At 65.1% G+C, this 26,073-nt stretch carries 17 protein-coding genes and 1 tRNA gene; 9 read left to right on the forward strand and 9 right to left on the reverse strand.

Annotated elements, in window-relative coordinates:
* Positions 1-125: 125 nt before the first annotated feature.
* Positions 126-1,244, forward strand: a complete 1,119-nt coding sequence (locus HJC40_RS39585; RefSeq protein ID WP_250008803.1) for an IS630 family transposase — start codon at positions 126-128, stop codon at positions 1,242-1,244.
* A 21-nt stretch (positions 1,245-1,265) separates the two neighbouring features.
* On the opposite strand, the gene HJC40_RS39590 is transcribed toward HJC40_RS39585, so the two are convergent.
* Positions 1,266-1,661 carry a hypothetical protein gene (locus HJC40_RS39590; RefSeq protein WP_250008751.1) on the reverse strand — a complete coding sequence of 132 codons (396 nt, stop codon included), beginning with the start codon at positions 1,659-1,661 and terminating at the stop codon, positions 1,266-1,268.
* Positions 1,662-1,883: 222 nt separating this feature from the next.
* On the opposite strand from HJC40_RS39590, the gene HJC40_RS39595 reads away from it, so the two are divergent.
* Both HJC40_RS39595 and HJC40_RS39600 read left to right on the forward strand, forming a co-directional pair.
* Positions 1,884-1,956: transfer RNA gene (locus tag HJC40_RS39595), tRNA-Arg, on the forward strand.
* 380 nt (positions 1,957-2,336) lie between these two features.
* Positions 2,337-3,728, forward strand: coding sequence for a site-specific integrase (locus HJC40_RS39600; protein WP_250008752.1), 1,392 nt, complete (start codon positions 2,337-2,339; stop codon positions 3,726-3,728).
* Here the strand turns inward: HJC40_RS39600 and HJC40_RS46775 are convergent.
* The 4 genes from HJC40_RS46775 to HJC40_RS39615 form a co-directional block, all read right to left on the reverse strand.
* Complete coding sequence (locus HJC40_RS46775) at positions 3,638-3,967, reverse strand: hypothetical protein (RefSeq protein WP_374273654.1); 330 nt, start codon at positions 3,965-3,967, stop codon at positions 3,638-3,640. The genes HJC40_RS39600 and HJC40_RS46775 overlap by 91 nt on opposite strands.
* The gene (locus HJC40_RS39605) at positions 3,968-4,129 is read right to left on the reverse strand and encodes a hypothetical protein (RefSeq protein WP_250008753.1); all 162 of its coding nucleotides are present in this window, start codon (positions 4,127-4,129) and stop codon (positions 3,968-3,970) included.
* A gap of 23 nt (positions 4,130-4,152) precedes the next feature.
* Positions 4,153-4,497: a hypothetical protein gene (locus HJC40_RS39610; RefSeq protein ID WP_250008755.1), complete on the reverse strand. Its 345-nt coding sequence runs from the start codon at positions 4,495-4,497 to the stop codon at positions 4,153-4,155.
* Positions 4,498-4,600: 103 nt separating this feature from the next.
* Complete coding sequence (locus HJC40_RS39615) at positions 4,601-5,719, reverse strand: IS630 family transposase (protein ID WP_250008756.1); 1,119 nt, start codon at positions 5,717-5,719, stop codon at positions 4,601-4,603.
* 834 nt (positions 5,720-6,553) lie between these two features.
* Here HJC40_RS39615 and HJC40_RS39620 point away from each other — a divergent pair.
* The 4 genes from HJC40_RS39620 (at position 6,554) to HJC40_RS39635 (ending at position 13,823) form a co-directional block, all read left to right on the forward strand.
* Positions 6,554-8,005, forward strand: coding sequence for a competence protein CoiA family protein (locus HJC40_RS39620; protein ID WP_250008757.1), 1,452 nt, complete (start codon positions 6,554-6,556; stop codon positions 8,003-8,005).
* Positions 8,006-9,068: 1,063 nt separating this feature from the next.
* On the forward strand, positions 9,069-11,411 hold the full coding sequence (locus tag HJC40_RS39625) for a UvrD-helicase domain-containing protein (protein ID WP_250008758.1): 2,343 nt from the start codon (positions 9,069-9,071) through the stop codon (positions 11,409-11,411).
* Positions 11,412-12,694: 1,283 nt separating this feature from the next.
* A complete protein-coding gene (locus tag HJC40_RS39630) occupies positions 12,695-13,165 on the forward strand; it encodes a helix-turn-helix domain-containing protein (RefSeq protein WP_250008759.1) in 471 nt (156 codons plus the stop codon).
* 46 nt (positions 13,166-13,211) lie between these two features.
* The gene (locus tag HJC40_RS39635) at positions 13,212-13,823 is read left to right on the forward strand and encodes a PIN domain-containing protein (RefSeq protein ID WP_250008760.1); all 612 of its coding nucleotides are present in this window, start codon (positions 13,212-13,214) and stop codon (positions 13,821-13,823) included.
* Between the two features lie 746 nt (positions 13,824-14,569).
* Here the strand turns inward: HJC40_RS39635 and HJC40_RS39640 are convergent.
* A complete protein-coding gene (locus HJC40_RS39640; protein ID WP_250008762.1) occupies positions 14,570-17,116 on the reverse strand; it encodes a tetratricopeptide repeat protein in 2,547 nt (848 codons plus the stop codon).
* Between the two features lie 87 nt (positions 17,117-17,203).
* On the opposite strand from HJC40_RS39640, the gene HJC40_RS39645 reads away from it, so the two are divergent.
* Positions 17,204-17,608 (forward strand): hypothetical protein, encoded by a 405-nt coding sequence (locus tag HJC40_RS39645; protein ID WP_250008763.1) that lies wholly within the window; start codon positions 17,204-17,206, stop codon positions 17,606-17,608.
* A gap of 458 nt (positions 17,609-18,066) precedes the next feature.
* Here the strand turns inward: HJC40_RS39645 and HJC40_RS39650 are convergent, their stop codons facing one another.
* On the reverse strand, positions 18,067-18,300 hold the full coding sequence (locus HJC40_RS39650; protein ID WP_250008764.1) for a hypothetical protein: 234 nt from the start codon (positions 18,298-18,300) through the stop codon (positions 18,067-18,069).
* Positions 18,301-19,857: 1,557 nt separating this feature from the next.
* Positions 19,858-21,477, reverse strand: coding sequence for a hypothetical protein (locus HJC40_RS39655; protein ID WP_250008765.1), 1,620 nt, complete (start codon positions 21,475-21,477; stop codon positions 19,858-19,860).
* A 598-nt stretch (positions 21,478-22,075) separates the two neighbouring features.
* On the opposite strand from HJC40_RS39655, the gene HJC40_RS39660 reads away from it, so the two are divergent.
* Positions 22,076-25,438 (forward strand): RHS repeat domain-containing protein, encoded by a 3,363-nt coding sequence (locus HJC40_RS39660; protein WP_250008766.1) that lies wholly within the window; start codon positions 22,076-22,078, stop codon positions 25,436-25,438.
* A 265-nt stretch (positions 25,439-25,703) separates the two neighbouring features.
* Here HJC40_RS39660 and HJC40_RS46780 read toward each other — a convergent pair whose 3' ends face one another.
* On the reverse strand, positions 25,704-26,036 hold the full coding sequence (locus HJC40_RS46780; protein ID WP_374273652.1) for a DUF5655 domain-containing protein: 333 nt from the start codon (positions 26,034-26,036) through the stop codon (positions 25,704-25,706).
* Between the last annotated feature and the right edge of the window lie 37 nt (positions 26,037-26,073).

A 26,073-nucleotide genomic window follows, 5' to 3' on the forward strand; every position in this document is an offset into this window, starting at 1 on the left:
CCACAAGGGCGGGATTGGCGGGTAGTTGGTACTGTCTAGTGCCGTGACCACAAACGTTCACGGGGTTGGATGACACGCCGCCCGGCCTGACGGTCCGGCAGCGTGATGCCGTTCAGGCTGTGACGGTGGCAGATCCCGTACGCGTGCGGCGGCTCAATGACCAGGAAGGTCAGCAGCTGCTGCGCATCACCCGTAGAGGCACCGGTTCACCGATCCGATTACGGCGAGCGATGGTGGTGCTCGCCTCGGCAGGCGGCAACACCGTCCCAGCGATCGCCCGCCTCGTGCAGGCCGACGAGGACACGATCCGGCAGGTCATCCACCGTTTCAACGAGATGGGCATGGCCAGCCTGGACCCTCGGTGGGCGGGTGGCCGTCCCCGCCAGATCAGTCCCGATGACGAGCAGGTCATCGTCACGACGGCCAACACCCGCCCCGAAGCCGTGGGGCGCCCGTTCACCCGGTGGAGCGTCCGTAAGCTCGCCGATTACCTCACCACGCACGCCGCCCGCCCGATCACGATCGGGCGGGAACGGCTACGCCAACTGCTGCTCAAACACGGCATCACCTTCCAACGGACCAAGACGTGGAAGGAGTCCACCGACCCGCAGCGCGACGCGAAACTCGCCCGCATCGACCACGTGACCAGCAACTTCCCGCAACGAGTGTTCGCGTTCGACGAGTTCGGACCCCTCGTTATCCGCCCGCAGGCCGGCGCCGGCTGGGCACCCAAAGGCCATCCGCACCGGCTGCCGGCGAACTACCACAAGTTGCACGGCGTCCGGCAGTTCCACGGCTGCTACTCCGTCGGCGACGACCAGCTCTGGGGCGTCGTCCACCGCCGCAAAGGCGCTGCGAACACCCTGGCCGCGCTCCAGTCGATCCGCCGAGCCCATCCGGACGGCGCACCGATCTACGTCATCCTGGATAACCTGTCCGCGCACAAAGGCAAGCAGATCCGCGCCTGGGCGGCCCGCAACAAGGTCGAGCTGTGTTTCACCCCGACCTACGCTTCCTGGGCCAACCCGATCGAGGCCCAATTCGGGCCGCTCCGCACCTTCGTGATCGCCGGATCTAACCACTCCAACCACCCAGCGCTGATCCGCCACCTGCACCGATATCTACGCTGGCGCAACGCCAACGCCCGCCACCTCGACGTCCTGGCCGCGCAACGCCGCGAACGCGCCCGCATCCGCAGCGAACGCCAACGACGCTGGGGCCAGCCAGCCAAACGAGCAGCCTGACCCACCATCGTGAACACGCGCTCAGGGCACCGGTCGTGACGGCGGCGAGTCGGGCTCTCCGAAGCCCGGGGTGAATCGTTCGGCGGGAGCGCCCGGTTCGGCCCACCAACGCCCACCCCGCACCTGCGTTTTCAGAACGCCCTGCAGCATCCGGTCCGGCTCGACCAGGCTCGCCAGAGCCTGCGAAAGGTCCTCTCGGATCTCGGCAACCGCTTCCTCAAGGGTGTCCCGCTCCGCGGACCAGTCGATGCCCGCCTCTCGCAGCGTCTGAACCGCCTGCTCCGCGACAGCTACCGGATCATCAACAACGACCTCGATCCGGCAGTAAACCTGCATCACGACCCGTCCCTCGCCTGTCATGAACGACAGCGTCGCACGACCGAAGCCGGTCGAACCGCGAAGGTTGCCCGCCAGCAACCGTCAACGTTTGTGGTCACGGCACTAGCTGGCAGTCCGGTGGGGATACGCGGAAAGTTAGACATCTGGGACCCTCTGGGGCTGATTCGCTCCTCTCGAGTCGATAACGGCTCATATGTCAGCTTGGGCCGCGTCTCACCGGCGGCAGCACCTTGACCGGACGGGCCGGCTCCGACGCCTGCTCCGCGTCCGTGCGGGGCAGCACTGCTAATCTGTCCGCAAGGCCCAGTAGCTCAGGGGATAGAGCACCGCTCTCCTAAAGCGGGTGTCGCGCGTTCGATTCGCGCCTGGGCCACAGACGGCCTCGTGCCGGGTGAGCAGGACAACCTATCGTGCGTTCAGCGGCGGGGTCACCCGGCCGCGGTCCTCTGCGTACCGCCATGCCGCTGACGCCTTCGCCGGCCTGGCTCGTCACGTGCTCCCAGCTCGCCCGCTGCGCCGGGCGTGATCGACGCGCTCTGTCGGTCGGCGTTGGAGCAAACGTCAGAAGATCTCATCGCGGCTGATGCTCGTGTCGTACCGTACTTGCGGAGCGGTATGGTACGTCGCTGCCCGCCCTACCGCGCGGGTCCGTCTGGCGAGAAGGTGTCTGGACCGATGGCTGACGGGACCGTCTACAAGCGGTGTAGCTGCCGGGACCCGCGAACGCGGGAGAGCCTCGGGGCGCAGTGCCCGATGCTGCGTCGCCCCAACCGATCGTGGAACGCCGGGCATGGAACCTGGGCGTATCAGCTGGAACTGCCGGTCACGCCGGAAGGGCGCCGCCGACAACTTCGCCGCGGCGGCCTCACCAGCCGGGCCGAAGCCTTCCGGGAGCTCGAGCACGCCCGGGCAGCCCTCGCCCTCGCCGGCCGCGACCGCACCGCGCGCAGCCAGGTCGCCGATCTGTTGCAACGGACCATCCGCAGCGCTTCGCCGCTTCCTGAGCTGGCCGACCTCGGCCGCCGGTTGCACCGCGGCAGTCCTCTCACCGATGTCCCGACCGTCGCTGAGTGGCTCGCCGTCTGGGCCTCGCGACTCAAGGTCGATCCCAGCACCGCACGCACCTATGAATCCCATGTCCGGCTGCATCTAATTCCCTGTCTCGGCGAGATCGTCCTGGACCGGTTGCGGCCACACCACATCGATGAGCTCGTCGACCGGATCGAGGCCCAGAACACGGCGATCCGCAATGCGCGGAACAGCACCGACCCGGCCGCACGAGCCGGCGTCCGAGGAGTGCGTCCTACCGGACAGGCCACCATTGCGCGGATTCGCGCCACTCTGCGTAAAGCGTTCAACGACGCGCTCGCCAGGGAAATCGTCGTCGGTGTAGCGAACCCAGCCAGCTTGATCAAGACGCCAAACCCCCGACCCCGGCCAGTGGTGTGGGAGCCCGAGCGGGTTGCCCGGTGGCGGGCCACCGGGCACATCCCCAGCTCCGTGATGGTCTGGACACTAGAGACAACTGGCGAGTTCCTCGACTTCGCCGCGGCGCACGCTCCCGATCTGCACCCGCTGCTGCACTTCATGGCCTACCGGGGGCCGCGCCGCGGCGAGGTATGCGGTCTGCTCGACGCAGAAGTCCGACTCGATCGTATGGAGGTGTCCATCGTCAACCAGCTCGCCGTCTACGGCGGTAAACAGACGCAGAAGGCACCGAAGAGTCATGCCGGTAACCGCGATGTCATCCTCGACCCCGATACGGTCGCCGTCTTCAGGAGCTACCGAGCGCGTCGGGCCGCGTGGCGGCTCAAAACGGGCTCTTCCTGGCCCGACACCGGGCTCTTCTTCGTCCACCAAGACGGACGGGCGTGGCAACCACCAGCCGTCTCACAGGCGTTCCGGCGTCTCGTTGCTCGAGCGGGACTACCGCCGATCCGGCTGCACGATCTGCGACACGTCTCCGCAACCGTCGCCCTCGCCGCCGGCGTGGACATCAAAGTCGTCTCCGAGCAGCTCGGTCACTCGACGACCACCCTCACCCGCGACACGTATCAAAGCGTGACCAAGAGCCTGCACCATGACGCAGCCAACGCTGTAGCCGAGGCCTTCAGAAGCGGACGTGCTACTAGCCGTCCGCAATGAAATTGATGTCCGGACGATGCGTAGCAGCGGCCCGTCTCCAGGTAGTGGTCGAGATCGAGCCGGGATCGGGACTTGGCCATCAGCCGTTCGTGCCGGGCCACTGGGTTGCGGCCGTCATCGATCACGAGGTCGGAGGCGTGCAGCTGCACCCGGACCTGCCGGCCGACCAGGCGAACCGGCACGGCGTAGCGGTTCGTGCGGACGGTGACCTGGCTGAACCGGTCGACCCGAGGGGTCAGCTAGGTGCCGGTCTCGAACGACTCATCCGGCAGCGATGCCAGCTGCGGCTGCTCGACGGCGAAGTGCTCGCCGACGGTGTGCGGCCGGGTGCCGATGCGGCGAGCGTCGTCAGCGGCATCCCACTCGTCGACCATGGCGTTGAGCTGCTCGAACGAGTCCACTTGCGGAACCTTCTCTGAAATAACTACTTTGCCATGGTGTCGCTGCCCGTGAGCTTTCGCACGGCTGTAATGAACTCGCCTCGGGCGGTCTTCAGCTTGGTTTTGGTGTCCTCGTAGTCGTTCGCGATTCGCTGGCCGCCGTGGGTCAGGTTCCAGATGCGGCCGTCAATGTCGTATGCGTGACTTGTGATCTGGGCGGCTTGCTGTCTCAAATCCTCGCGCGCAGCAAGTTGGAGTGTCGCGTTGGCCGACAGGAATGCTGTCCAACCGTCCCAGTAATGAGTCTTTAGCTCGGCTGTCGCTTGGTCGGCGTCGCCGCCCGACCTCTTTGCGCCGGGCTTGGCCCAAGCGATCTCCTCGGCGACCATGAGAAAAATGTCCAAATGAGCGAGAAACGATTGGCATGCAACCCGCTCGGCTTCGAGTCGAGCTTCGACTAGTGCCTTGACCACAAACGTTCGCCGGGGCTGGTTAGGCGGCTTTCGTGGTCGGGCGACCCCAGCGGTGTTGGCGTTCGCTGCGGACGCGTGCGCGTTCGCGGCGTTGGGCGGCGAGGACGTCGGGGTGGCGGGCGTTGGCGTTGCGCCAGCGTAGGTATCGGTGCAGGTGGCGGCCCAGCGCGACGTGGTTGGGGTGGTCGGATCCGGCGATCACGAAGGTGCGTAGCGGCCCGAAATGAGCCTCGATGGGGTTCGCCCAAGACGCGTAGGTCGGGGTGAAGCACAGTTCGACCTTGTTGCGGGCCGCCCACTGCCGGATGGCGATGCCTTTGTGCGCGGACAAGTTGTCGAGGATGACGTAGATCGGTGCACCGTCCGGGCGTTTCGAGCGGATCGACTTCAACGCGGCGAGGGTGTTGGCGGCGGATTTCTGCCGGTGGATGACTCCGAACATGGTGTCGTCACCGATTGAGTAGCAGCCGTGGAACTGCCGGACGCCGTGCAGCTCGTGGTAGTTCGCCGGCAGCCGGTCCGGATGGTTTTTCGGCTGCCATCCGGAGCCGGCCTGCGGGCGGATCGTCAGCGGCCCGAACTCGTCGAATGCGAACACCCGGTGCGGGAAGTGGTGCATGACGTGCTCGATCCGGGCGAGTTTCTCCTCGCGCTGCGGGTCGTTCGACTCCTTCCACGTCTTGGTCCGCTGGAAGGTGATCTCATGTTTGCGAAGGAACTGCCGCAGCCTTTCGCGGCCCACCAGGACGGTCCGGTCGGGGTTGCCGGCCAGGTACTCGGCGAGTTTGCGGATGCTCCACCTGGTGAACGGCCGCCCGAGCTTTGTCGGGCGGGTGTTGGCCGTCGAGACGATGAACTGCTCGTCGTCAGGACTGATCTGGCGGGGACGGCCACCCGCCCACTGAGGGTCCAGGCTGGGCATTCCCATCTCGTTGAACCGGTGGATGACACCGCGGACGGAGTCTTCGTCGGCTTGGACCAGACGGGCGATAACCGGCACGCTGTTGCCTCCGGCGGAGGCGAGCACGACCATCGCCCGGCGCAGCCGGACCGTCGAGCCGGTCCCGCGGCGGACCAGGCGTTGCAGCTTCTGGCCCTCTGGATCACTTAATCGGCGTACTCGAACGGGTTCTGCCACCCGCACAGCCTTGACCGATACCGGGTCCGCTGCGCGGACCCGGCCCGGTGTGTCACCCAACCCGGCCAAGGTTTGTGGTCAGAGCACTAGCTGCGCGCGGGTGAGTTGGCGTTGATTTCGACCGTTCACGTGGGCGGCGAGGATGGCACCGCCGAGTCCGATGGCAGCTCCGACGACCGCCGCAGTTGCCGTGATTAGCTGAGCACTCATCGCAACAGTGAAGCAGTCTCAAGCCCATGTGGATTGTGATGTAGAGGTTCGAGCTCAGGTTTCTGGCTTGATGGAGGCGCGATGACCGTGCCTGCGGCGATGCTGGGAAGGGCCGTTTCCACCCGCTGGCGGGAGAAGTCGAGCACCTGGGCGACCGCGGCGTTCGCCCGCCATCCCCACGTAGACGAGACCACCGTCTTCGCCTTGTCGCGCCAGATAGACGCCCGGCAGGCGCGGTGCCACGCTCACCGCTTGGTCGAAAGTTAGCCACGATGACCACTGGGCAAGAGGGGCTACTGCATCATCTGCGAGCACCGGACCAGCATGCCGCGGGCCACTGCTCAAAAGTAGAGCTAGTCGCCGAGATCCAAGTGCGGTTCGGGGGTGCCGCGAGACGGCTTGCCCGGCGACCGACCACTTATTTTTTTCCTACGGCGTACGTGACCAATATCTGGCTATCGTCAGCCGCACCCGAGAGCGGACCCTCTAGCAGGAGAGGGCTGCATCCGTGTCGGCGTGGTCCGATGTACCTGCTGCCAGCAGGGCTTGACTGATTCACCGTGCGCCAAATCGGGCATCGCATACGAGCCCCTGTGTAACGGATTGATTGCTTAACGTGATTGGATGTCTCCGAACACTGCGGTGTGGTACGTCCCCGCCCAGATCGAACTTGATCTCCGTGACGAGCCGTCCCTCGGGCATCCTGAGCATCCTGGCCTGCTCGGGCGGTTGTACTCTCCCGGTGCTTCCCGGCCCTTCCGTGAGGGTGTTCTGCAGTGCCCGCAGTGCAGGGACATGAACCCAGACTGCCCAGAGTGGATGTTCCTACGGCGCCGCAACGGCCTACTGCACGCCGTCCATCACAACCCCGGCATCCGTGACCACGACGAGGGCGAAAGTGACGCCCATAAGGCACTCAAGGAGCGCATCGCCACCGCCGCGCAGAGGAACGGTCTCGAGGCGGACACCGAAAGCGCCTCGCCCGACCGCAAACGCCGCACCGATGTGCTCATCCACGGCGGCAATCAGGACCTCGCCTTCGAAGCTCAAATCTCGTACGCCAGTCGGGAGAACGTGCAACGTCGCTCCAAGCGGGCCCGGCGCGACGGGCTCACCCCGCTCTGGACCACACCCAGCCTCAAGGCCCCGCTGGTCGATGTCGCACCGTGGGCCGGCATCAGGCGGATGCCCTGGCAGGAGTACCTCAGTGTCGCTGAGCTGCCGGTGATCGGTGGGGTCCGCACGCTAACAAGACGGGAATGTGGGCGCACTGGTGCGTTGTGCCCGGACCGCAAGAAGGGCCGGACGTGCCCCGGTTGGCACTTCGAGTGGGAACCCAAGCAAATGCGCAACCTCGACGACCTGGTCGTCCGGGCCGCCTACGGCGAATGGATCCCCTATGAGCACCGCACCAGCAAAGGCAGCATCCGCTGGTTCTGGGTGCGGGCCGCCGAAGCGAATCAAGTGGAACAGGAAACCGAGGCCCGACCGTCGAAGCGTCGCCGACCCGGCTCCGATGATCAGGACGTTCGTCCGCTCGACCGCACCTGCACTTACGGCGAAGACACCACTGTGCCAGAGCCACTTGCAGCCGGCCCCCTCGAGCCGATCGTCGTCTCGGCTGCACAACCCGTCGCCGCTGCGCCGCCACCGGCAAGGCAGCCGGAAGCCACCATGCCCCGCCCGTCTGAACCGTTCCCGTCCAGCACGCGTCGACCGGTCATCGTCCCAGGGACCCTGCCAGTGGCCGGCGATGAAGAGACCGCATCAGCCAACCTGGTGATCTTCCTGGACGAGGTCCGCCGCCAAGCGGCCGTTGAGCGCCAGGTCCGCGGAACCGGTGGCCAGGTGGGTGAGGCCGTTCGGGACCTCACCGGCGACCGAGACGGCCGATTCGCCTGGATGATCGTGGTAAACGGTCAGCAGGTACAGGTTCGGATGCCCGGAGTCGACCTGGAAATCCTGCGTGGCTACAGCGTGCGAACACCCTGCCTGATGGTCAACGGCGAGTATGCGTGGTGGGGCAGCGCCATCTACCTCGCTGTTCCCATTCCTCGACGAACGCCGCGGCAGTAGCGAAGGAACTCGAGCCCTGTCCCCGGATGAGCTCGGCCCGGCTGAATGGAATCGGGTGCTCCGGGCGTTGCGCGAGGCCTTGCCTCGGGCTGAGCTTCCCCCGCTTTGTTGGAGCGGTGGTTACCTGCTTCCGGTCGGGGCAGGAGTGAGGTTATCTCGAACATCTCGGCGGAGCTCACTTCCACGACGATCCTCGTGACATCGAGCCGTACCGCATCGCCGTGGAACGACTGGGCACGACGGCTTTGCATCCGGCCAGCACTATCTCCGAGCTCCAGAAGGCCAAGCTCCGACTTTCAGTCTTTTGAGCCCGGCCGGTGATCGTCAGCGCACTTCGGGCCCACGGGACGGCATTTCGGCACAACACCGCAGTGACTCAGCCCACCGATCTAGCGCACGTCTGGACGCCAGATCGTGGGCCACCAACGGACCTCAAGGAAGCGACCATTGACCAAGAGTCCCCAGGCTGCCAGCAACGACAGCGCTCGCGGTAAGCAGCGATGGCCCAGCAATGCCCGGTAGGCAGCCTTCGCAGGAGTGCTTAGCGCTCTCGCGGCGCTTGTCACCGCCTTGCAAGGCTGCCAGCCCAGCTGAACATTCACGTGACCGCCTACAACTTTTATGCTCAGGGTGGTCACGAGGGGCAAAGAGACTGTGGCGATCGTAGTGCGCAGCCCGGCAACCGGCGGATCGGCCTCGAAGACGGGACAAGTGCCAAAGCCGGCGTAGGCGGCCAGCATTCTGCAGCGTCAAACGGCCGCCGTTTATCGTGGGCTTTGAGCCGGCGATGGCTTTCGTCGTGTCGCCCCGGCAGCTTCAGCGTCGTGATCGACAGGCCGGCGGAGTTCCCGGGAGGTGCGGGCCGGCGCTCCGCTACGACTGTGGCTAGGCCGGAAGACCTTCACCAGATGGCTGCGATCCCAGTGACGAGCTGAACCCCAGGGGCGTGAAGGATCAGATGTCACCACCAGCGCCCGATAAGGGGTCAATGCGCGTCCAAGCAACGCGCCCGTGCTGAGTCGACAGGCCGACATGGTAGCGCTGCTAGGCGATGGAGGTTTCGGTGCAACGAACGACTGAGGTTCCGACAGCGGAACAGGGTGCCATCATCGATGCCGGCCGGTCTGGGGCTCACCTGATCATTGAGGCAGGCGCCGGAACCGGAAAGACCAGAACACTGCGGATGCTGGCCGACGAGCTGCCCGGTACTGGCGTGTACGTGGCCTTCAACAAGCAGATCGTCATCGAGGCTCAGCAAATGTTCGCATCCCGGGTCACCTGCGCCACGGCTCATCACCTCGCCTACAAAGCGGTGGGCCACCGCTACGGCCACCGCCTCGACGGGCCGCGGATGCGCTACGACGACGTCGCCGCCCGGCTCCGCCTGCCGCACCGGACCAAACTGACCAGTCGGCGGGTCGTGAGCCGCTACGACCTGGTCCTGCAAGCCTTCGCAACGGTCCGCCGGTACTGCCAATCATCGGAGGACACTCTGCTGCTCAAGCACGTGCCGCGGGCGCGAGGCATAGACGGTGCCGCCCATGCCGAGTTTGCGGCGCTCGTGCTCGGCACGGCCATCGACCTGTGGGAGGACCTCGGCAACCCGGCCGGGCAGTTCCCGTTCCAGCACGATCACTACCTGAAGATGTGGTCTCTGCTGAGTCCTACGATTGACGCCGACTACGTCCTGTTCGACGAGGCCCAGGACGCCGATCCGGTCATTGCGCAGATCATCCAGTCACAGTCCTGCCAGCAGGTCGCGGTCGGTGACCGCCATCAAGCGATCTATGGGTGGCGCGGTGCCGTCGACGCCCTCGAGAACTGGCCGGCCGCCCAGCGGCTGCAGCTGACCCAGTCCTGGCGGTTCGGGCCCGCGATCGCCGAGGAAGCCAACACCTGGCTGGCCGTCCTCGGCTCAAACCTGCGGCTGTCCGGCAACCCGGCGCTGGACAGCCGGGTCCACGCCACCCCGGACGCCAGCGCGGTACTCTGCCGCACCAACGCCGAAGCGATCAGCGAAGTCATGCTGGCCCTGCAGGACGGACGCCGGACAGCGCTGGTCGGGGGCACCAGGCCCATTGTCAACCTTGCCCGGGCCGCCGACGACCTGCGAACCACCGGATCGACCGGCCACCCCGAGCTGTTCGCGTTCCGGTCGTGGAGCGAAGTGCAAGACTACGCGCAACAGGAGGACGGCGGCGATCTGCGGACGTTCGTCCGCCTGGTCGATGACATCGGCACCCAGCGCATCATGGAGATCGGCGATCAGCTCAGCAACGAGAGCACCGCCGAGGTCACCATCTCGACCTGCCACAAAGCCAAGGGCCTGCAATGGCCGAGCGTGCGGATCGCCCGCGACTTCCACCGCCAGGCCCACGACAACAGCGGCGCCCTGCATGACCTCCCGCGGGAGGACGCGATGCTGGCCTATGTCGCCGTGACTCGCGCCCAGCACGTCCTGGACCAGCTCAGCCTCGCCTGGATCCGCAGCTATACACGAAAGGACAAGCAGTCAGCGGATGCTGAAGCGCCGCAAGCCGCTGCCACGGCGGTGACCGACATCGCCAACCTGCACGAGGTTGATGTTCGCGATCCCGCATCGGGCGTACGGAGTTGCCCTGCGTGCCGGCAGGCGTTTCCGTCGCCGCGACGCAGCTCCGGCCAGTGCCCGTCCTGCGGCGAACGCGTCGTGATCCGGCAGAGCGGGGGCCGCCGATTCGCGCTCACCGTCGAGGCGGACCGTGCCCGCACGGACGCGAAGCTACGCAAGCGGCAGAGCAAGCACATCCTCGCGCGTCTGAAGGAGATGTCCGTCGGCCGGGAGGCGTACCTGGCGGCCGAGCGGCGGCTGATCAGCCGAATTGGATGCGAGCCGGCACCGTCGGCGGTGTTCTGGGAGCTCGCGAGCTGGACGGCGGCGGCGGCCGTCAGCCGTAGCGACTGGGACCTGGCCACCCGCGCGTTCCACCAGATGGCCCGGCAAGCCGGGGTCGACGGGTCCCCGTGGCGGCACCTGTCTGCCCTGGCCCATCAGGCCGAGATCCGGTGGTACTCGCGCTGGTGCCCGGACGACGAAGCCATGAAAATCCAGGGCTGTACCTGCGCCGGTTGCCGGCCCGCCGGCACAAAGCCGTTCACCTTTGGTCAGGCGACGCACGAACAGCGGCTGCCTCACGCAGACTGCCAGACACCGCCCTGCGGGTGCTGGATGACCACCGCGACCGAAGCGAGAGATGATGCGAGTCTCGCCGGCGACGTGGACGTCGTCTGCAGCGACGCAGTCTGGCGAGACAACCTAGCCTCGCCCCGGTCCGACCAGCGGGAGGGGACCATCTTGTTTTCGGTGGCCGTGTCCCCCGCGGAAGCGATCAGGGTGGAGTGGGCGGACGGCTGGCCGGAGCACTGATTACGGGCACGCCCCCGGTGCTACGGTCCGTCCGTCGCCCTGGCTCAGCAGCGCCCGGCGGCCAGGGGCAGGTCGATAACGTTCAATTCTGTCAGTTGGCTATGTGGTTATCTTCCGGTTCATCGCCGTCAGCCGCACCCAGCAGTGATCCGCTTCGGGCTTGTTGTCGGCGGTGCAGGCCGAGACCGGTCCCGTGTTGGCGCGGACGTCCTCACCCCAACGCGCATGTTGCTCGGTACTCCGAGAATGAACGACACGGATCAGTTCCTTAGTCCCGGGGTATCCGGCGTGCCATCGGGGGACTTACCCCGGCGGGTGCTCTTCGCCTCAAACAACGCCGAGACCAGCCAGGCCTAATGAGCCCACGTGGTGGTCAGTAACTGAGTCGACGACGGTATGCCGGCCCGGGAAGGTGCCTGACGAGGCGCACCTCCAGATCAGTTGGGAGCAGTGCCGACGGCGACCCTGCGCCTGTCGTAGACAACTGACACATTCCTTGACATCGCAGCTGCTGAAAGTCCCGAGCTACACCCGTTACTGCACTTCATGGCCTACCGGAGGCCACGCTAGGGGGCGAAGTGGGCGGCCTGCTCGGCGCTGGAGTTCGACTTGATCAAATTTAGGCAATCCTACGCCATTCATATCGATAACGGATATTTCTGATAAGTGGGCCTTGACTACGGCGTTATGCTTGGCAACGTCGCTACGCGATGCGAAGCACCCAAAGGGCGTTGCCAAGCATAACGCCGTACGCGCGCGTGATTATACGCGGCGTTAGGCCTAATGCAAAGCTTGACAGCCCCGGTAGGCTCGGGCTGTCGCTCCGCGATCCACTGGACCCAAAGGGCAGCCCGAGCCTACCGGGGCTCATAGAAGCTTGGGCAACGCAAATCAACTTACGGGGCGAGCGCGGTCGCGTGCTGGCACACCGCGCGGCGCGCCAGGCTGGCATGCAGGGTGCGATGTTTGCGCACCATCCCTGAGTATTGAGTGTGTGGTGCTAGCTGCGACTCGGTCGGGCCGGGTGGGCAGCTACGGGTTGGCGATGGTCGACTTCCTGGTTCGTGTCAGCGAGAATGGCGGGATGGCAGCGTTCTCGCTGGTAGGCGCCTTGATTGCACTGAGCCTCCGACATCCTCGAGCGCCTACGGGACGCGTCGTCGGGTCTCGGCTAAGCTGTAGCTAAGTGAAATAATTCAAAGAGGGTTGCACATACTGCGGATGTAGCCCAGGCTGGGCATACGAGCTTGGCAGACGCATGGCTCCGCAGCGAGGGGTAGACCATGGGCACAGCAACGACACTCGCAGCAACGGCAGTTCAGCTCACCGAGGCCGCTAATCGTAAGGGAAGCCCTGAGCGTGCTTCCTTGAAGGCCCTAGTCGCACTACTTGCTGGAGTTGAAGATCAGCAAGTGCGCCTGACGGCTGGAAGCGCAGGGGAGGTTGTAGTCCCCGACCTTCTGGTTGACCTGTTGATGCAGATCAGCAACGTTTTGGACCGTGGAGACGGTGTGGTGGTCAGCGAGGTCGCTCGAGAACTCACCACCAGCGAAGCTGCACGGATCCTCGGCGTTTCCCGGCCAACGCTGACGGGTTTGCTTGATAGAGGTGAAATCAAGTCCCACCGGGTCGGGACTCACCGGCGAGTTGCCTTGCAGGACGTGCTGGCTTACCGGCGTCGTCGTGTTGATCAGCAGCGCGCATCGTACGAAGCGTTGATGGCTGAGCAGGACGAACTCGGCATATACGAGTAAATTCCCCAGTGTCGCTTTAACCGGGCGGCGCCGGTAACCTGGATGAGTGCTACCGGTGCCGCTCACTGTGTTCGTGGATGCCAATATTCTCTTCTCGCGGTGCCTGCGTGACTGGCTGGTGTTGCTTGCTCTTGATAGCCAGTACACCGCCTTCAGGCCATATTGGAGCGAAGCCGTCCTAGCGGAGGCCTTCTATCACCTGCGCCGCAAGTATCCCAATGCGCCGGAGCAGCAGGTTGAGCGCTGGCGTAGTCAACTGGATCACGACTTCCCCGAAGCCAAGGTCACCGACTGGGACCCAAGGGATGTGCCGCAGCCGAAGGACCCGAACGATCACCATGTTTTGGCTGCGGCCTATGCCGGCGAAGTCAACATCCTTGTCACCAGTGATGGCGACATCAGCGACTTCCAACAGTGCCTCGACCAAGTCAACGCCAACATCGAAGTGCAACACGTCGACGACTTTCTTTGCATGATCGCCGAACGCCATCCCGCCTTGGTTCGACGTCGTTACCTCTCTCAGGTCATGTACTGGCAGCACCGCTCCAAGTTGACGGAAGAGGCGGCGGCGGACTCCAGCAACGAAGCACTCGACCGGGCCGGCGCTAAGCGGTTCGCCTTCATGCTCAGCACGGATGAACGCTTTAGGATCTGGTGAACACCGGATACTGGCCCGATTTGCGCCTGATGTTCGCTACCAGGCCCTGGCCGACGCTGCAACATAAGGGTCACTACGGCGCTTACTGTTGCCGCGGCAGCACAGGCGACTAACGCAATCGATTCCACAGCGGCGAAGCGGCGGACGCATCAAGAACGGCTCGCTCGAGCGCCATGGCGGCGGGCCGGTCCACCGTGATGGCCCACCGTATATGTAGGTCGGCCCACCGCAGTGCGTCCTGCGCCCAGGTGGCAGCGCGCTTCGGTTCACCAGCCGGGAGCTCGTCGAAGCCCTCTTGCACGAATGCGGGGTCGGCAAGCGCTCGATCCAGTGCGGCTTCACCTAGTCCGCTGACAGCGGCCTTACCTCGGCGATAGACCGTTAGGCGTCCCGGGAGACCTTGGCCGCGACGTTCGCCGGTCATTCCGACGTACGCTATCGTGCCGCTCTCTCCCTGCCGAGCCAACTACACACCGGGCAGGCGTGGCGCCGACAACGCCGCGTGATCGAAGGAACCCACGCTGACTAGACGGCAAGAGAGGCGACTGCATCATCTTCGGTCACCGGACCAGCATGCCGTACGGTCTTGCGATGGGCCCTTCGCTGGCCGGCGTAAAGGGCGAGCGAGGCACAGCAACGGATGTCGGACGCCCCGACAACCCAACCGCGGAGAGGCTTCGGTGGGAGTCACCCGACCTGGAGCGGGAGCTGCTCGCAGTCCCTGTTTAGCAGTTTGCCTCGGATGACTAACCAGCCCGACTTCGCCAATAGGCAACGGACTGCTCGACGAGCGCCGTATGCGGGTGCCGGGGCCCCGATACGCGCAGGACGTCGGCTAGCAGGCGTTCTAGGGCTGCCGCTGCCTCCACCGGTCGGCCGGTACGACCTAGCGCATGGGCCAAGTTGTTCCGGGTGGCAAGAGTCTCGGGGTGATCCACACCCAGCACTCGCAGCCGATCAACAAGTAGCTGTTCATAGACGCTGACGGCTTGACCGTGCTTACCGGAGCTATCCAGTTGCGTACCGAGCCCATGGCGAGCCGTCAGGCTGTATGGGTGATCAGGCCCCAGAATTCGTACGGCCTCGGCATGCAGCCGTTTGAAGGCTGTTATGGAACTTTCGTGCTCGCCTGCCTCCCCGAGCCATGTGGCGAAGTCGAGGCGTGTGGTTAACGTGTCCTGATGGTCGGGCCCGAGTAGCCGCACGAAGTCTTCGACTAGTCCCGCGTAGGCGTTCGCGGCGGCAGTCGGGTCGCCCGCGTGCCCCTGCCACTTGGCAAGATTGCCACGGGTGACAAGCGTGTATCGGTGGTCAGATCCCAGCGCGCGCTCGACGTCGGCTAGTAGTTTCTTGAGTGCGTACACGGCAGCGGCCGGGTTTCCGGCCTCGCCCTGCGATCGGGCGAGGTTGCCGCGCGTGATGAAGGTTCCTATGTACTCAGGGCCGTGAAGCCGGACCGTCTGGGCGAGATGGCGCTCGAAGGCCTCAACGGCTTCAGCTGGGCGTCCACTGATTCCGCGCCATCCCGCGGAATCGTGTGCGAAGAGCAAGGTAACGGGATGGTCAGGGCCAAGTATGCTCCGGGCATCGGCGTGCAGGCTGTCTAGGAGCGCAGCAGCGCCTGCAGGGTTCCCCGACTCGGCGAGGCTGCGTGGGAGCCGGTGAAGAAGCTGATGAGGATCTGGAGCCAGCAGGCCCTCACCGGCGAGCTGGCGCAAGACATCGGCGTTCGCGCGCAACCGACGCCCGTGGCTGGTATCGCGCTCAACAGCCGGCCACGACTCGAGGAGGGCATCGGCGGCAGCCCAGGCCACGTCGGCGAAGTCGTCATCGGCGAGAGCTTCGCGGGTGGCTCGCTGCACCAGCCCGTGCATAGTGACCGAGTCGGAGACGACAGTAGCGACGTTGAGACGGTGCAGCACCTGCAAACCCGAGCGCACCGTCTCGACGCTTGTGTCTTGTTGTTGCTGCGCCGAGAGCCAGTTGCGGGCCGCTGTCGTAGTAAAGGTCAGCTCGGGAATGCCCGCAGGGTCCAGTACGCTCGCCAACTGCGCCAGTGGACGGGCCAGACCAATCGGGCGTACAGCGTCCGCCGCCTCGATCGACAGCGACAGGGTGGTAGCTACGGTGAGGTGGTAATCGTCGGGCATTCCACCTGGGTCGTTCGGGTCGGGAACTAGGTCGTCGAGGCGGTTGCGTCGGTCGGCGAAACGCTCTCGGTACTCCGCACACGTCACACGTTCGTTGAGTATGAAAGCCGCAGCTTGAGCGAGTGCGAGGGGCAGGTTATTAAGGTCTGCGGCCAGGTGCGGCAGGTTGGAGTCGTCAACGGGCGAGCCGTCGCGGGATTCCGCGCCGGCGAGGTGGTTATGCAAGTAAGCGTTGGACTCGTCTGCGGTGAACGGGTCGATCTGGATGATGTGCCGGGCTGGTCCACTCATGGCGGGTGCTCGCAGGCGAGTAGTGACCAGGGTCCGCCCGTACGGCGAGGACGGCGGCCACAGGCTTCGGAGGTCAGACACGACGGTGAGATCGTCGAGTACTACGAGCCACCGGTGGTCTGTCCGAGCAAGCCAAGCGTGGAAGCGAGCAGCGTCGCGTTCCGTGTCAGCGCCGGTTGCACCGGTAATTGCCAGATCGACGGCCGCCTGCGCGTACATGCCCACGATGGATTGTCGAGACGCGGCCGGTACCCATACGAGTAGGTCTAACTGGCCGTTCAGCCAGAGCCGGTCGGCGAGATAGGCCGCAAGTTGAGTCTTGCCGACGCCACCCATACCCGACAGAAAGCCGGTGCCTGCTTCGATCAGCGCATCAGGAAAGTCACTGGTCATCATCCGGTTCTGGAAGTGTTCTGCCAGTCGCGGCATCGTGCCGACTCGGAGTGGCGCCGGCTTGGCCGTCTTAGTAGTTCCTCGATCGACGCGCTTGATGTTTTTCGCCTCGGCAAGCAGCGTAACTAATTCGCGCGCACTCAGCACCTGGTGACCGCGGCGGGTGGCGCGGTCGTGCAGATGGTCGACAATCAGCGTGATGAGGCGCAAGTCCGACGGCAGCGTTTTACCCCTCAGCCAGTCCGACCAGGCCTGAGCGCTGAAGGCTAACGCCGAATTTTTTCTGCGAATCACAGCTTGGAGGTAGTCGTACGTCGGGGCGCCGGCCGCGCCATGTAGCAGACGCAACTGTGCTGCGAACTGCACGACAGGAGATTCGGCCGACGGCGAGCCGGCGACGCTGAAGCTAGGGGGCACCCGATCCGGATCCGGACCGGATCTCCGGTCTTGCCTGCTCATGACCTGGACGGTAGCCGACCATGTTCGACAGGGCAGCCTGCTACCTGACACAACGGAGCCTTCATCAGCGACACGCTAGGGGTATTGATGACGAACCGCGCTCCTCAGCTCGGCGACCGGTCCTCGGACCGCTTGCCAGCCACCAGGCACGAGACGCACCAGTCCGTCAACGTCGAAACCGACAGGCGCCAGAGCTTTCTTAATACTGAAACGCGCGTGGGCTACGACGACCTCGGCAAGACGCGATTTGTGCACAGCCTCGCAATGGGTGGTGACTTTAACCCCATGAAGATCGCCGCCGTATGCATTGGGACCACCGCCACCTTCACCTTGGTGGCCGCCATCCTCGCCGTCACCCGCCAGCCAGGCGCCAGCGTTGCTGCGCTTGCTCTTAATTTGGTACCCCTGCTCGCCTCCATCTACCTGGCCGCATACGAAATTCAGACCCGCCGGATCGAGGCCGGCGCGGCGATCACAAAGACGGATAGCTGAAATGATCGGCGCGGCAAGGGCGCCTGAGCGGCTCACGGCCAAGGTCGACATGCTGCCGTCACGGCGAAGCGAGGTCCGCTGGACTGCTCGTCCAAGCTACTTCTCAGATGGCTGTCTGGCTCTAGTCCCGCTGTTCGAGGGGTCAGCTACGTCGGCTCGTCGTCGCTGTCGGGGAACTGCCGGAAAGGGCTGCCCACCACCGCCGTAGCGCTGCCGAGCCGCCTCGCCGCTCGTTCCTACGAGCGTCCCGATCGCCTTCCAGGGAACTCCGATGACCCGTGCCGCTCGAATAGCTTCGGCCAGGCCAGCGAGCGCCTGTGTATAGGAAAGGTATGCGCGGTGAATCGCCGCCAGGGCTTCTGCCCTGGGCTCGTCGCTATCGACCGGCTCCGCTTCCTCGAACTTGCGGGCCAACTCGTCCGCATGCTGCAGAATTTCCTCGACACTGCGCGGCATGGTTACATCCCCCTCAGAAACTTGGGCCGAGCGGGCATCGCGTGAACGATGACGGTGATTCCGCCGTCCGCGCGGACCACTCCGACCTCAAGGAGCCGCGTCGCACGGTCGGCGCCGACAAGCATCTCCATGCCCTCCCCAACGTCGAACCATCTGATCGAGTTGCGGAACGCATGCAGCATGTCTTCGTCAGAGACATCGTGCTTACGAGCGCTCTCGGCGATGACAGGCTCCACGCATACCAAGTTACCTTGTCGTACCTGCGTCAACAAGTTACCTTGCAAGTGGCCCGGAAGTGGCAAAACGAAGAAAATTTGGCTCGATAACCCTCGCGTTCGAGGTCAACCAGATCGGCCCTTCGCTGCGCGATGTCACGGTGAACGTCCAGTACATGACCCGCTCCGGCAGCAGATTTGGCGCCTCCCGTGAGTGGGCGGTAGCAACGGGTTGCAGCGGTAGCGGGGCAGGAAGCGGCAAGTTCGACGGCCTGACGGTGACGCCAGCCCCGCGGTGGCGCTGCCGCTCCGCTGGTGGCAGCGACTCCTCGTGACGGCGAGCCTGCCTTCTAGCCCACGCGCGCTTCATCGGAGCGCAGCAGCAGAAGCAATGGCTGAGGCTACGGCGCTAGCCATTGCCGCTCCTACCCAAAGGGCGAGGACCAGCGCGCTCCGCTATGACTGCGGTCGGGCTTGGGATCCTCACCCAGATACTCGCGATCATCAGTGATGATCTCAATCTGAAGCGTCTGAAAGATCAGCTGCGACTACCAACACCCGATAAGCAATACTGCAGGGTCAGCAACGCGTAGGTGCCGAGTCGACTGGCATGCACGGTGGCGCAACCGTCAGAGCGGTGGCCGCCTGTTCGCGCTCACCGTCGAGGCGGACCGCGCCCGCACGGAAGCGAAGCTACTGAGGCAGTAGTGCAAGCAAATTCTCGCGCGTCTGACGAACATGTCCACCGACCGGGATGCCTATCTGTCGGCTGAACGGCGGCTCATCAACCGCATCGATGCGAGCCAGCACCGGCGGCAGTGTTATGGAAACTCGCGGGTTGAGCTGCGGCTTCGGCCGTCAGCCGGCAGCGACTAAGAGCTTGCCGCCCGCACGTTCCACGAGATGGCCCGGAAGCCCGGGGTTGACGGGCCACCGTGGCGGCAACTGTCCGCACTGGCCCACCAGTCTGAGACCCGGTGGCACTCCCGCTGGTGTCCGGATGATGAACCTATGAAGATCCAGAGCCGTGTCTGCGCCGTTTGCCGGCTCGCCGGCAGAGAGCCGCTCGGCCTCGGTCAGGCGGTGCAAGGGCGGCGGCTGCCCCACGCACATTGCGAGACGCCGCCTTGCATGTGCTGGATGACCACCGCGACCGAAGCGAAGGATGATGCGAGTCTCGCCGGCGATGTGGACGTCGTCTGCAGCGACAGGGTCTGGCGGGACAACCCAGCTTCGCCACGGTCCGACAGTCGGGGGGAAGACATTGTGCTTTTGTCGGCCGGATCCGCTGCTGGAGCGGTCAGGATGAAGGGGGCGAACGGCTAGCCGGGAATCTGATCTCGATCGCGCCTCGTCCATGGCTTGTCGTCGGCGTGACTCGACGACGTGCCGCCCGCTGGGTGGGTCGATAACAGCGATTCTGTCAGCAGACGAGGTTTCGACCGTAATTCTTGGCGGGGCAGCGGACGTCGAGGCGGGCGGTGCTGGGCGGTCGCGGTGCGTCGAGAGGTCGTCTTGCCACGCTCGAGGAGCAGCTGTGGTGAGGAAGGTGGAGCAGCCTGGCTCCAGTAGGTCGTTTCATCGGGTCAGCTCGTGCTGGCGTGACCAGAACCGGACGGGACCTAAGCCGACCCCGGTGACGCAGACGTTGATGAACAGTTCGCTGTCGGCCAGGAACTCGCGGCTGTTGGTCAAGCATATGTAGAGGTCGACGGCCTTCTGCCGGCCGCCGGTCTGCTCGGCTGCGAGGAACGGCGACGCGCTGAGGTTGTAGTTGTAGCTGCGCTGCTTGGCGTCGCCGGAGTAGAAGCCTTCGCTGGCTGGCAGCGGTCCAGCCGGTTTGTACTTCGCTCGGCCGGTCCGCACGCTGCGCATCGCTGATGTGCCGTAGTGGGGCTGGTCGAGGAATTCGACCCAGCGCGCGAAGCCTTCGACGGGCCAGATCGCTTGGTTGGTGGTCCCTGCCGGTCCGAAGTCGAATCGTTTGAACTCGACCAGGTGCGGTGCGATGCCGTGGGCGAACTCGTGCAGGAGCACTGACTGCAGATCTCGGGTGCCGGCGAGCCGGCTCATGTCCAGCACGATCCGGGAGCCGGCGGAGCGTTCGATCCACGACGGCTCGTTCGGTGCGTGCAGAACGGTGGGGTTCGGCTTGGCGAACGGTGACAGGCCGTCGGCGGTGATGACCGGAGCGAAACTGGTGAACCCTACCGATTCGCCGGGGGACACGCCGGTGCTGTACCACGTGGTGTACTGCGTCCGGTCGGCAAGGAAGACCACGAATCCGGGCACGGCGAGCCGCTTACCCCACAGGGCGCGGGTCTGCCGGGCAGCGCGTTGCGCGGCGGGTAGGTACGCCCGTGGATCCCAGCGGCCGTCCGCGGCCGCGTACACGGTGACTCCGGCGCCGCGGGCTGAGCGCAGCGGCAGGAAGTCCCACGGGGCGTTGCTGACGAACTTCTCATCAATCTGCACGGTGATGCCGGTGATCTGCGCGCGCTCGCCGTCGAACGTCAGCGACCAGTGAGCATGCGAGGCCGACCGCTGGACGTCGGCCGACAGTCGCATGATCTCGAAGACCGCCACCTTGATGGTGTTGGGGTCAGCGTCGTCGAACAGGCCGATCGAGTAGTCATGGGGGAGCAGATCGAACGAGTTCAGGTCGAGTTGCCGTAGGTTGGCGAACCGCATCCGTTCCTGCGCGATGATCTTCGTGGCGGTCGGTGCGATATCAGCTAGCCACGCGGCCAGGTCACCGTCGCGCAGCGCCGCCGAGCGTCGCTGTGCGATGGCGTTGACCACCCGATCGCGCACGCCGTAATTCAATTCGCCTATGGTCTTCACCCTAGTGGTGACGGCCCGGACCGGGGTCCCGGGTCGGTCGTCACCGGCACGGGACGCTACCAGCGCACCGCCGCCGACGAGCGTGGCGACGATAGCGATCGCGGTCGGCAGCGCCCACCGCCGCCGCCACAAAACTGTGGGCGGCCGCTGCTCGGCTGCAGTCGACGGGCGGGTTTGCTCCGGCACCCGTCCGAACGCGGATGCACGCAGGGCTGGGGCAGCGTCGCCTTTCGCGTGCGTCACCGACGGTACGCCCGGTGCGGTCTGAGCCTCGGCGGCAACTGGCGGCGGTTGGGCTGGAGATGGGGAACGACCCTCGTCAGGCCCCATCCAGTACCGGTCGTCGTCGGTCAACACTCTGCCCCTGTCGCTACTGACTGCGCGATCAACCCGGGCATTCAACCTGAGCGAGGTGGATCGGCGCTGCTTAGCAGTTGCGAACGGATGGACGGCTGGTCATGCAGCGGTCAGCCGTCACCTGTTTCCGTGATGGACCACCCGTCACCGTGGGGCACACACGGGGCGGCGGCCGTCTGCGAGGGAGCTCCGCCGCACCCGCTGATCGCGTCGATTCAACAGACCACGTTAAGAGTGCAGATAGTGCGCTGATCCTTTCTTGTCAATAGCTTCGCGGAATTTGGATGTTCGCCGAGCAGGTCGCCGGCTGACGCGTCATCGCGTCCGAGGATGCGGGCCGTTGTGGGCGATGCTGTCTGGTTCTTGCGGTCAGTTGTGGAGTTGCAGGCGTAAACACGCAGGTGAATAGGTTGGGGGAAGCCTAAACCTTTAAAGGCCATGATATAAGTCATGAATTTAGAGCCGACGTTATAGTGCAAACATCCGAAAAGGATGATTCGCGGTGTAGCGCGGTGGGCGACGGTTTCACTACTTTGCGTGTCGACAACCGTGATGATCGTCGATGTCGCGGTGCTCCAAATGCTCTGGAGAGCACATGCTGCGCATCCCGCGCGCTGTACGACGCTGGTCTATTCCTCTGACGGTTGCGGTCACCGCCGCGACCGTCACCATCTCGGTGCCCGCATCGGCCGAACCATCGGCTGATCCTTCGGCACCGGCCGCCTCGGCGCCGTCGGGGAAGGTGCCGGTCGCGCCGCCGGCGCGGCCTCGCGCCACCGTCGATCCGATCACCCAGCCGGGGATCGGTCAGGCGAAGCCGTCAACGCGATCGACCGGCAAGCTGCTGCTGGCCGAGTCGACGGCGGCAAGGGCCGCCGCCCTGGCCGCCGCGCCGGTGGGCACGGGGCCGGCTAAGCAGGCCACGCTTGTGCCGTTCGAGATCTCCGACCGCATTCAGGCGCGGGTCAATGTCGGTTCGGGCAACTTGCTGGTGCAGAGCTCCGACCTGAAGCTGCCCGGCATCAAAGATGATGTGCAGCTGGGTATGGCGTACAACAGCCTGTTCGTCGGCTCCGACATCGACGCCGGGTCGTTCAGCAAGGGCTGGAAGGCCCGGGTGGGCACCGACGTCAAACTCGTTGCGGCCGGCGACGGGTCGGTGACCTATGTGGCCGCCGACGGCGTGACCGGGGTGTTCAAGCCCACCGCCGCCGGAGCGTCCACGTACACCACGCCCGGCGAGTTCAAGGGCAAGCTTGCCAAGGGCGCGGTCAGCGGGTGGACGCTGCAGGAGAACGGTGGTCGCAAGCTGACCTTCAACGCCGCCGGTGTGCTGACCAACTGGACCGACCGCAACGGCAACGTCACCGACATCGTGCTCGATGACACTGACCGGGAAACCGCGATCACGTCGAACCGCGGCGGGACCAGCGCGCGCACGGCGGTCGTTGCTCGCGACGCGAACGACCGGATCACCTCCTACACCCAGCACGCCGACGGCGTTCCCGGGCAGCGCAAGGTGACCTACACCTACGCCAACCTGCAGCTGACCTCGATCCGCTCGGACACCGACCGGACCACGACGTTCGACTACGACACCGCGGGCAACCTCGCCGGGATCACCGTGACCAACGCGACCGGTTACTGGCGCAAGACCGCGATCACGTACGACTCGTCGCGGCGGGTCACCTCGGTCACCAAGATCATCGACGGTCCCGCCGGCACCGGCGCCACGACCCGGTTCGCGTACCCGAGCGCGACGCAGACGCTGATGGCGGACGCGAACACCGACCTGTCCAAGGCGATCACCAGTGTGCCGCGCACCGTCTACACGGTGAATACCGCCAAGCGGGTCACCCAGTCCGTCGACCCGGCCGGGTTCACCCGTACGGCGACCTACACGCCGTTCAACGACGTAGCGTCGGCTACCGCCGCCGAGGGCGGCTCGGTGACCAACACTTACGGCAGCAACGCCGGGCAGTCGAAGACCGCGTCGAAGGCCTCGACCGGCGCGGCAACGTCGACGGCTTACGCGAACCCGGCGACCGCAGCCAACCCGACGGCGAACTTCCAGTCGTCGTCGTCGACCGACCGTCAGGGCAACGTCAGCACGAGCGGCTACGACGCCAAGGGCAACCACACCAGCACCAAGGACGCGCTGGCGGCCGAGGCGAAGGTCAGCCACAACAGCGACGGCACCGTCGCCACGTCGACCGACCCGGCGAATGGCACCAACGCCACCAAGTACGGCTACGAGGCCACCACCAAGCACGCTACCGGCGTGACGCCGGTGACTGGGTCGTCGCTGGGCGGCCGCGCGTACACCTACGACGGCTACAGCCGGCTCAAGACCGCCACCGACGGCGCCGGCCGCACGGTCACGTACACATACGACAACGACGACCGGCCGGCCACCATCGCGTTCTCCGACGGCACGCCCACGGTGCGGTACAACTACGACGGTGGCGGGTATCTGCAGCAGCGTGACGACGGCAACGGCACGGTGTACTTCGAGTACAACCTGCTCAACCAGATGACCAAGCGCTCCGCGACCACCGGCGGCGGCGACCTGTTCTACGGCCACGACCCGGTCGGTAACGTCACCAGCAGCACCGACCTGCGTGGCACCACCGGGTACGTCTATGACGCGCGGAACCTGCTGACGAGCATGACGACGGTCAACGGCACCCGCTACGGCTTCGACTACACCAAGGACGGCCTGCGCAAGAACACCTGGTTCAACACCAACGCGGGCAACACCGTCTGGTCGGCGCGCACCACCGTCGCGTACGCCACCACCGGCCGGCTCTCACGCATCACCACCGTGCGTAACTCCGCCGCGCCGGTCACCGTGTCGGACGTGTCGAGCTGCTACACCCCGATCGGGCACGCCACCTGCAGCGACACCACCGCCGACAAGGGCCTGGTCAACTGGGAACTCAACCACGCCACCGACGTGCGCTCGGAGTACACCTACGACAAGGGCAACCGGCTCACCAAAGCCACCAACGTCGCCGGCTCGACGTGGGTCTACACCTACGACGCCAACGGCAACCGCAAGACCGTGACCCGCGGCGGCACCGCCACCCAAACCTTGGCCTTCAACCCGGCCAACCAGGTCACCACGACCGGCAACTCCTACGACGGCACCGGTAACCAGCTCGCCGGAGCTGGGCTGAACAGCCCGGCGCTGAAGTACAACGCCGCCGGCCAGATGATCGAAAACGGCGGCACCCGGTACTACTACTCCGGGCCCGACCAGAACGAGTTCATCACCACCGGCACCGCCGACCTCGTCTACGGCCGCCCCGACACCAACGGCCTACCGACAATCCAGTCCTACACCTACCACTACGCCGACGGCGCCACCACCAAGGGCTACGTCGACCGCGACGGCACGGGCACCCTGCTCGGCGCCACCATCGACGCCAAAGACATGTTCTACGTCCGCGACCGCCTCGGCACCGTCCGGGCCATCATCGACACCACTGCTACCGTCGTCGCGAACTACACCTACGACCCCTACGGCGCTGTCCTGTCCTCCACCGGTGTCCGCGCCGAACACAACCCGTTCCGCTACACCGGCGCCTACCAGGACACCTTCTACGACCTCGGCACCAACTTCACCAAACTCGGCCGCCGCTGGTACCACGCCGAACACGGCCGCTTCACCCAACAAGACAGCCTCACCTTCCTTGCGAACCCTGCCCTAGGGAACCGTTATGCCTACGTCGGCGGCAACCCGGTGAACTACACCGACCCGACGGGCTTCGGTCCCTTTGGCCCCGACTGGTTGACTTGCGGTCTCGCCGTTGCTGGGTACTTCGGGGGAATTGCTGCACTTTCCTCTACGGGCATAGGCCTTGTACTGGCCGTGGGTCTACTTGCCGGCTCGATATACGGTATGCTGGACGGCTGCTATGACGATAACAGGGAGCCTATTGGGGGAACCTCCTGACGTTCGCCTACAGGAGGTTTGCTTGATGACTAGATCCGACAAGATGGCGGTTAACGAGAGGATTAATTAGCGTGAAGCGCTTTCCGCAGAAGTTACTTTGGGTCATAGTTATTTCAGGGTCATTGACATTCCTCTCAATGTTCCTGGACGGATTTGATAATCCCGTGGACGTTGTCGTCGGACTGCTAATGGCCGGTCTGGTGATCTGGGCGGCGCTGATGCTTACGATTAAGCGAAGGAAGGGTCCCACCGCGGGCACCTAGCTTCAGCGAATCCCTCGGCACCGAAGGGATCGTGGGCGGGAGGCGGCGCGAGTCGCCTCCCGCCGACTGCGCAGAAGCAGCTCACTCGCGCGGTCGAGACTCGCCCGGTCCCGGATCCGGATTTCCAGGTCCCCGGTCCCGTAATGGCCGATGGACCGGACGTCGCGGGTAAAGCCGGCCTCAAGTTCCACCGACGCAGGATCTACCTTGGCGAACACCCGCAGGCTGTGATCGTGGGGGTGCACCTCGACGCAAGCGAAGTTCTTCATGCGCCGGTAGGCGACGTAGAACTTGCGCGCCGTCTTCTGCACGTCGTCGCCGAACGCTTCCAGCATGACGTTCAGGTCGGCGTATAGGTCTGAGTGATTCTGG

The sequence above is a fragment of the Actinoplanes sp. M2I2 genome, from assembly GCF_023544445.1.
Taxonomy (GTDB): Bacteria; Actinomycetota; Actinomycetes; order Mycobacteriales; family Micromonosporaceae; genus Actinoplanes.

Coding starts and splice junctions, on each gene's coding strand:
- HJC40_RS39600 (WP_250008752.1), top strand. CDS start 2,337: ATGCTGCGTCGCCCCAACCGATCGTGGAACGCCGGGCATGGAACCTGG.
- HJC40_RS39610 (WP_250008755.1), bottom strand. CDS start 4,497: ATGGTCGCCGAGGAGATCGCTTGGGCCAAGCCCGGCGCAAAGAGGTCG.
- HJC40_RS39620 (WP_250008757.1), top strand. CDS start 6,554: ATGTCTCCGAACACTGCGGTGTGGTACGTCCCCGCCCAGATCGAACTT.
- HJC40_RS39630 (WP_250008759.1), top strand. CDS start 12,695: ATGGGCACAGCAACGACACTCGCAGCAACGGCAGTTCAGCTCACCGAG.
- HJC40_RS39640 (WP_250008762.1), bottom strand. CDS start 17,116: ATGAGCAGGCAAGACCGGAGATCCGGTCCGGATCCGGATCGGGTGCCC.
- HJC40_RS39645 (WP_250008763.1), top strand. CDS start 17,204: ATGACGAACCGCGCTCCTCAGCTCGGCGACCGGTCCTCGGACCGCTTG.
- HJC40_RS39660 (WP_250008766.1), top strand. CDS start 22,076: ATGCTGCGCATCCCGCGCGCTGTACGACGCTGGTCTATTCCTCTGACG.
- HJC40_RS46780 (WP_374273652.1), bottom strand. CDS start 26,036: ATGCTGGAAGCGTTCGGCGACGACGTGCAGAAGACGGCGCGCAAGTTC.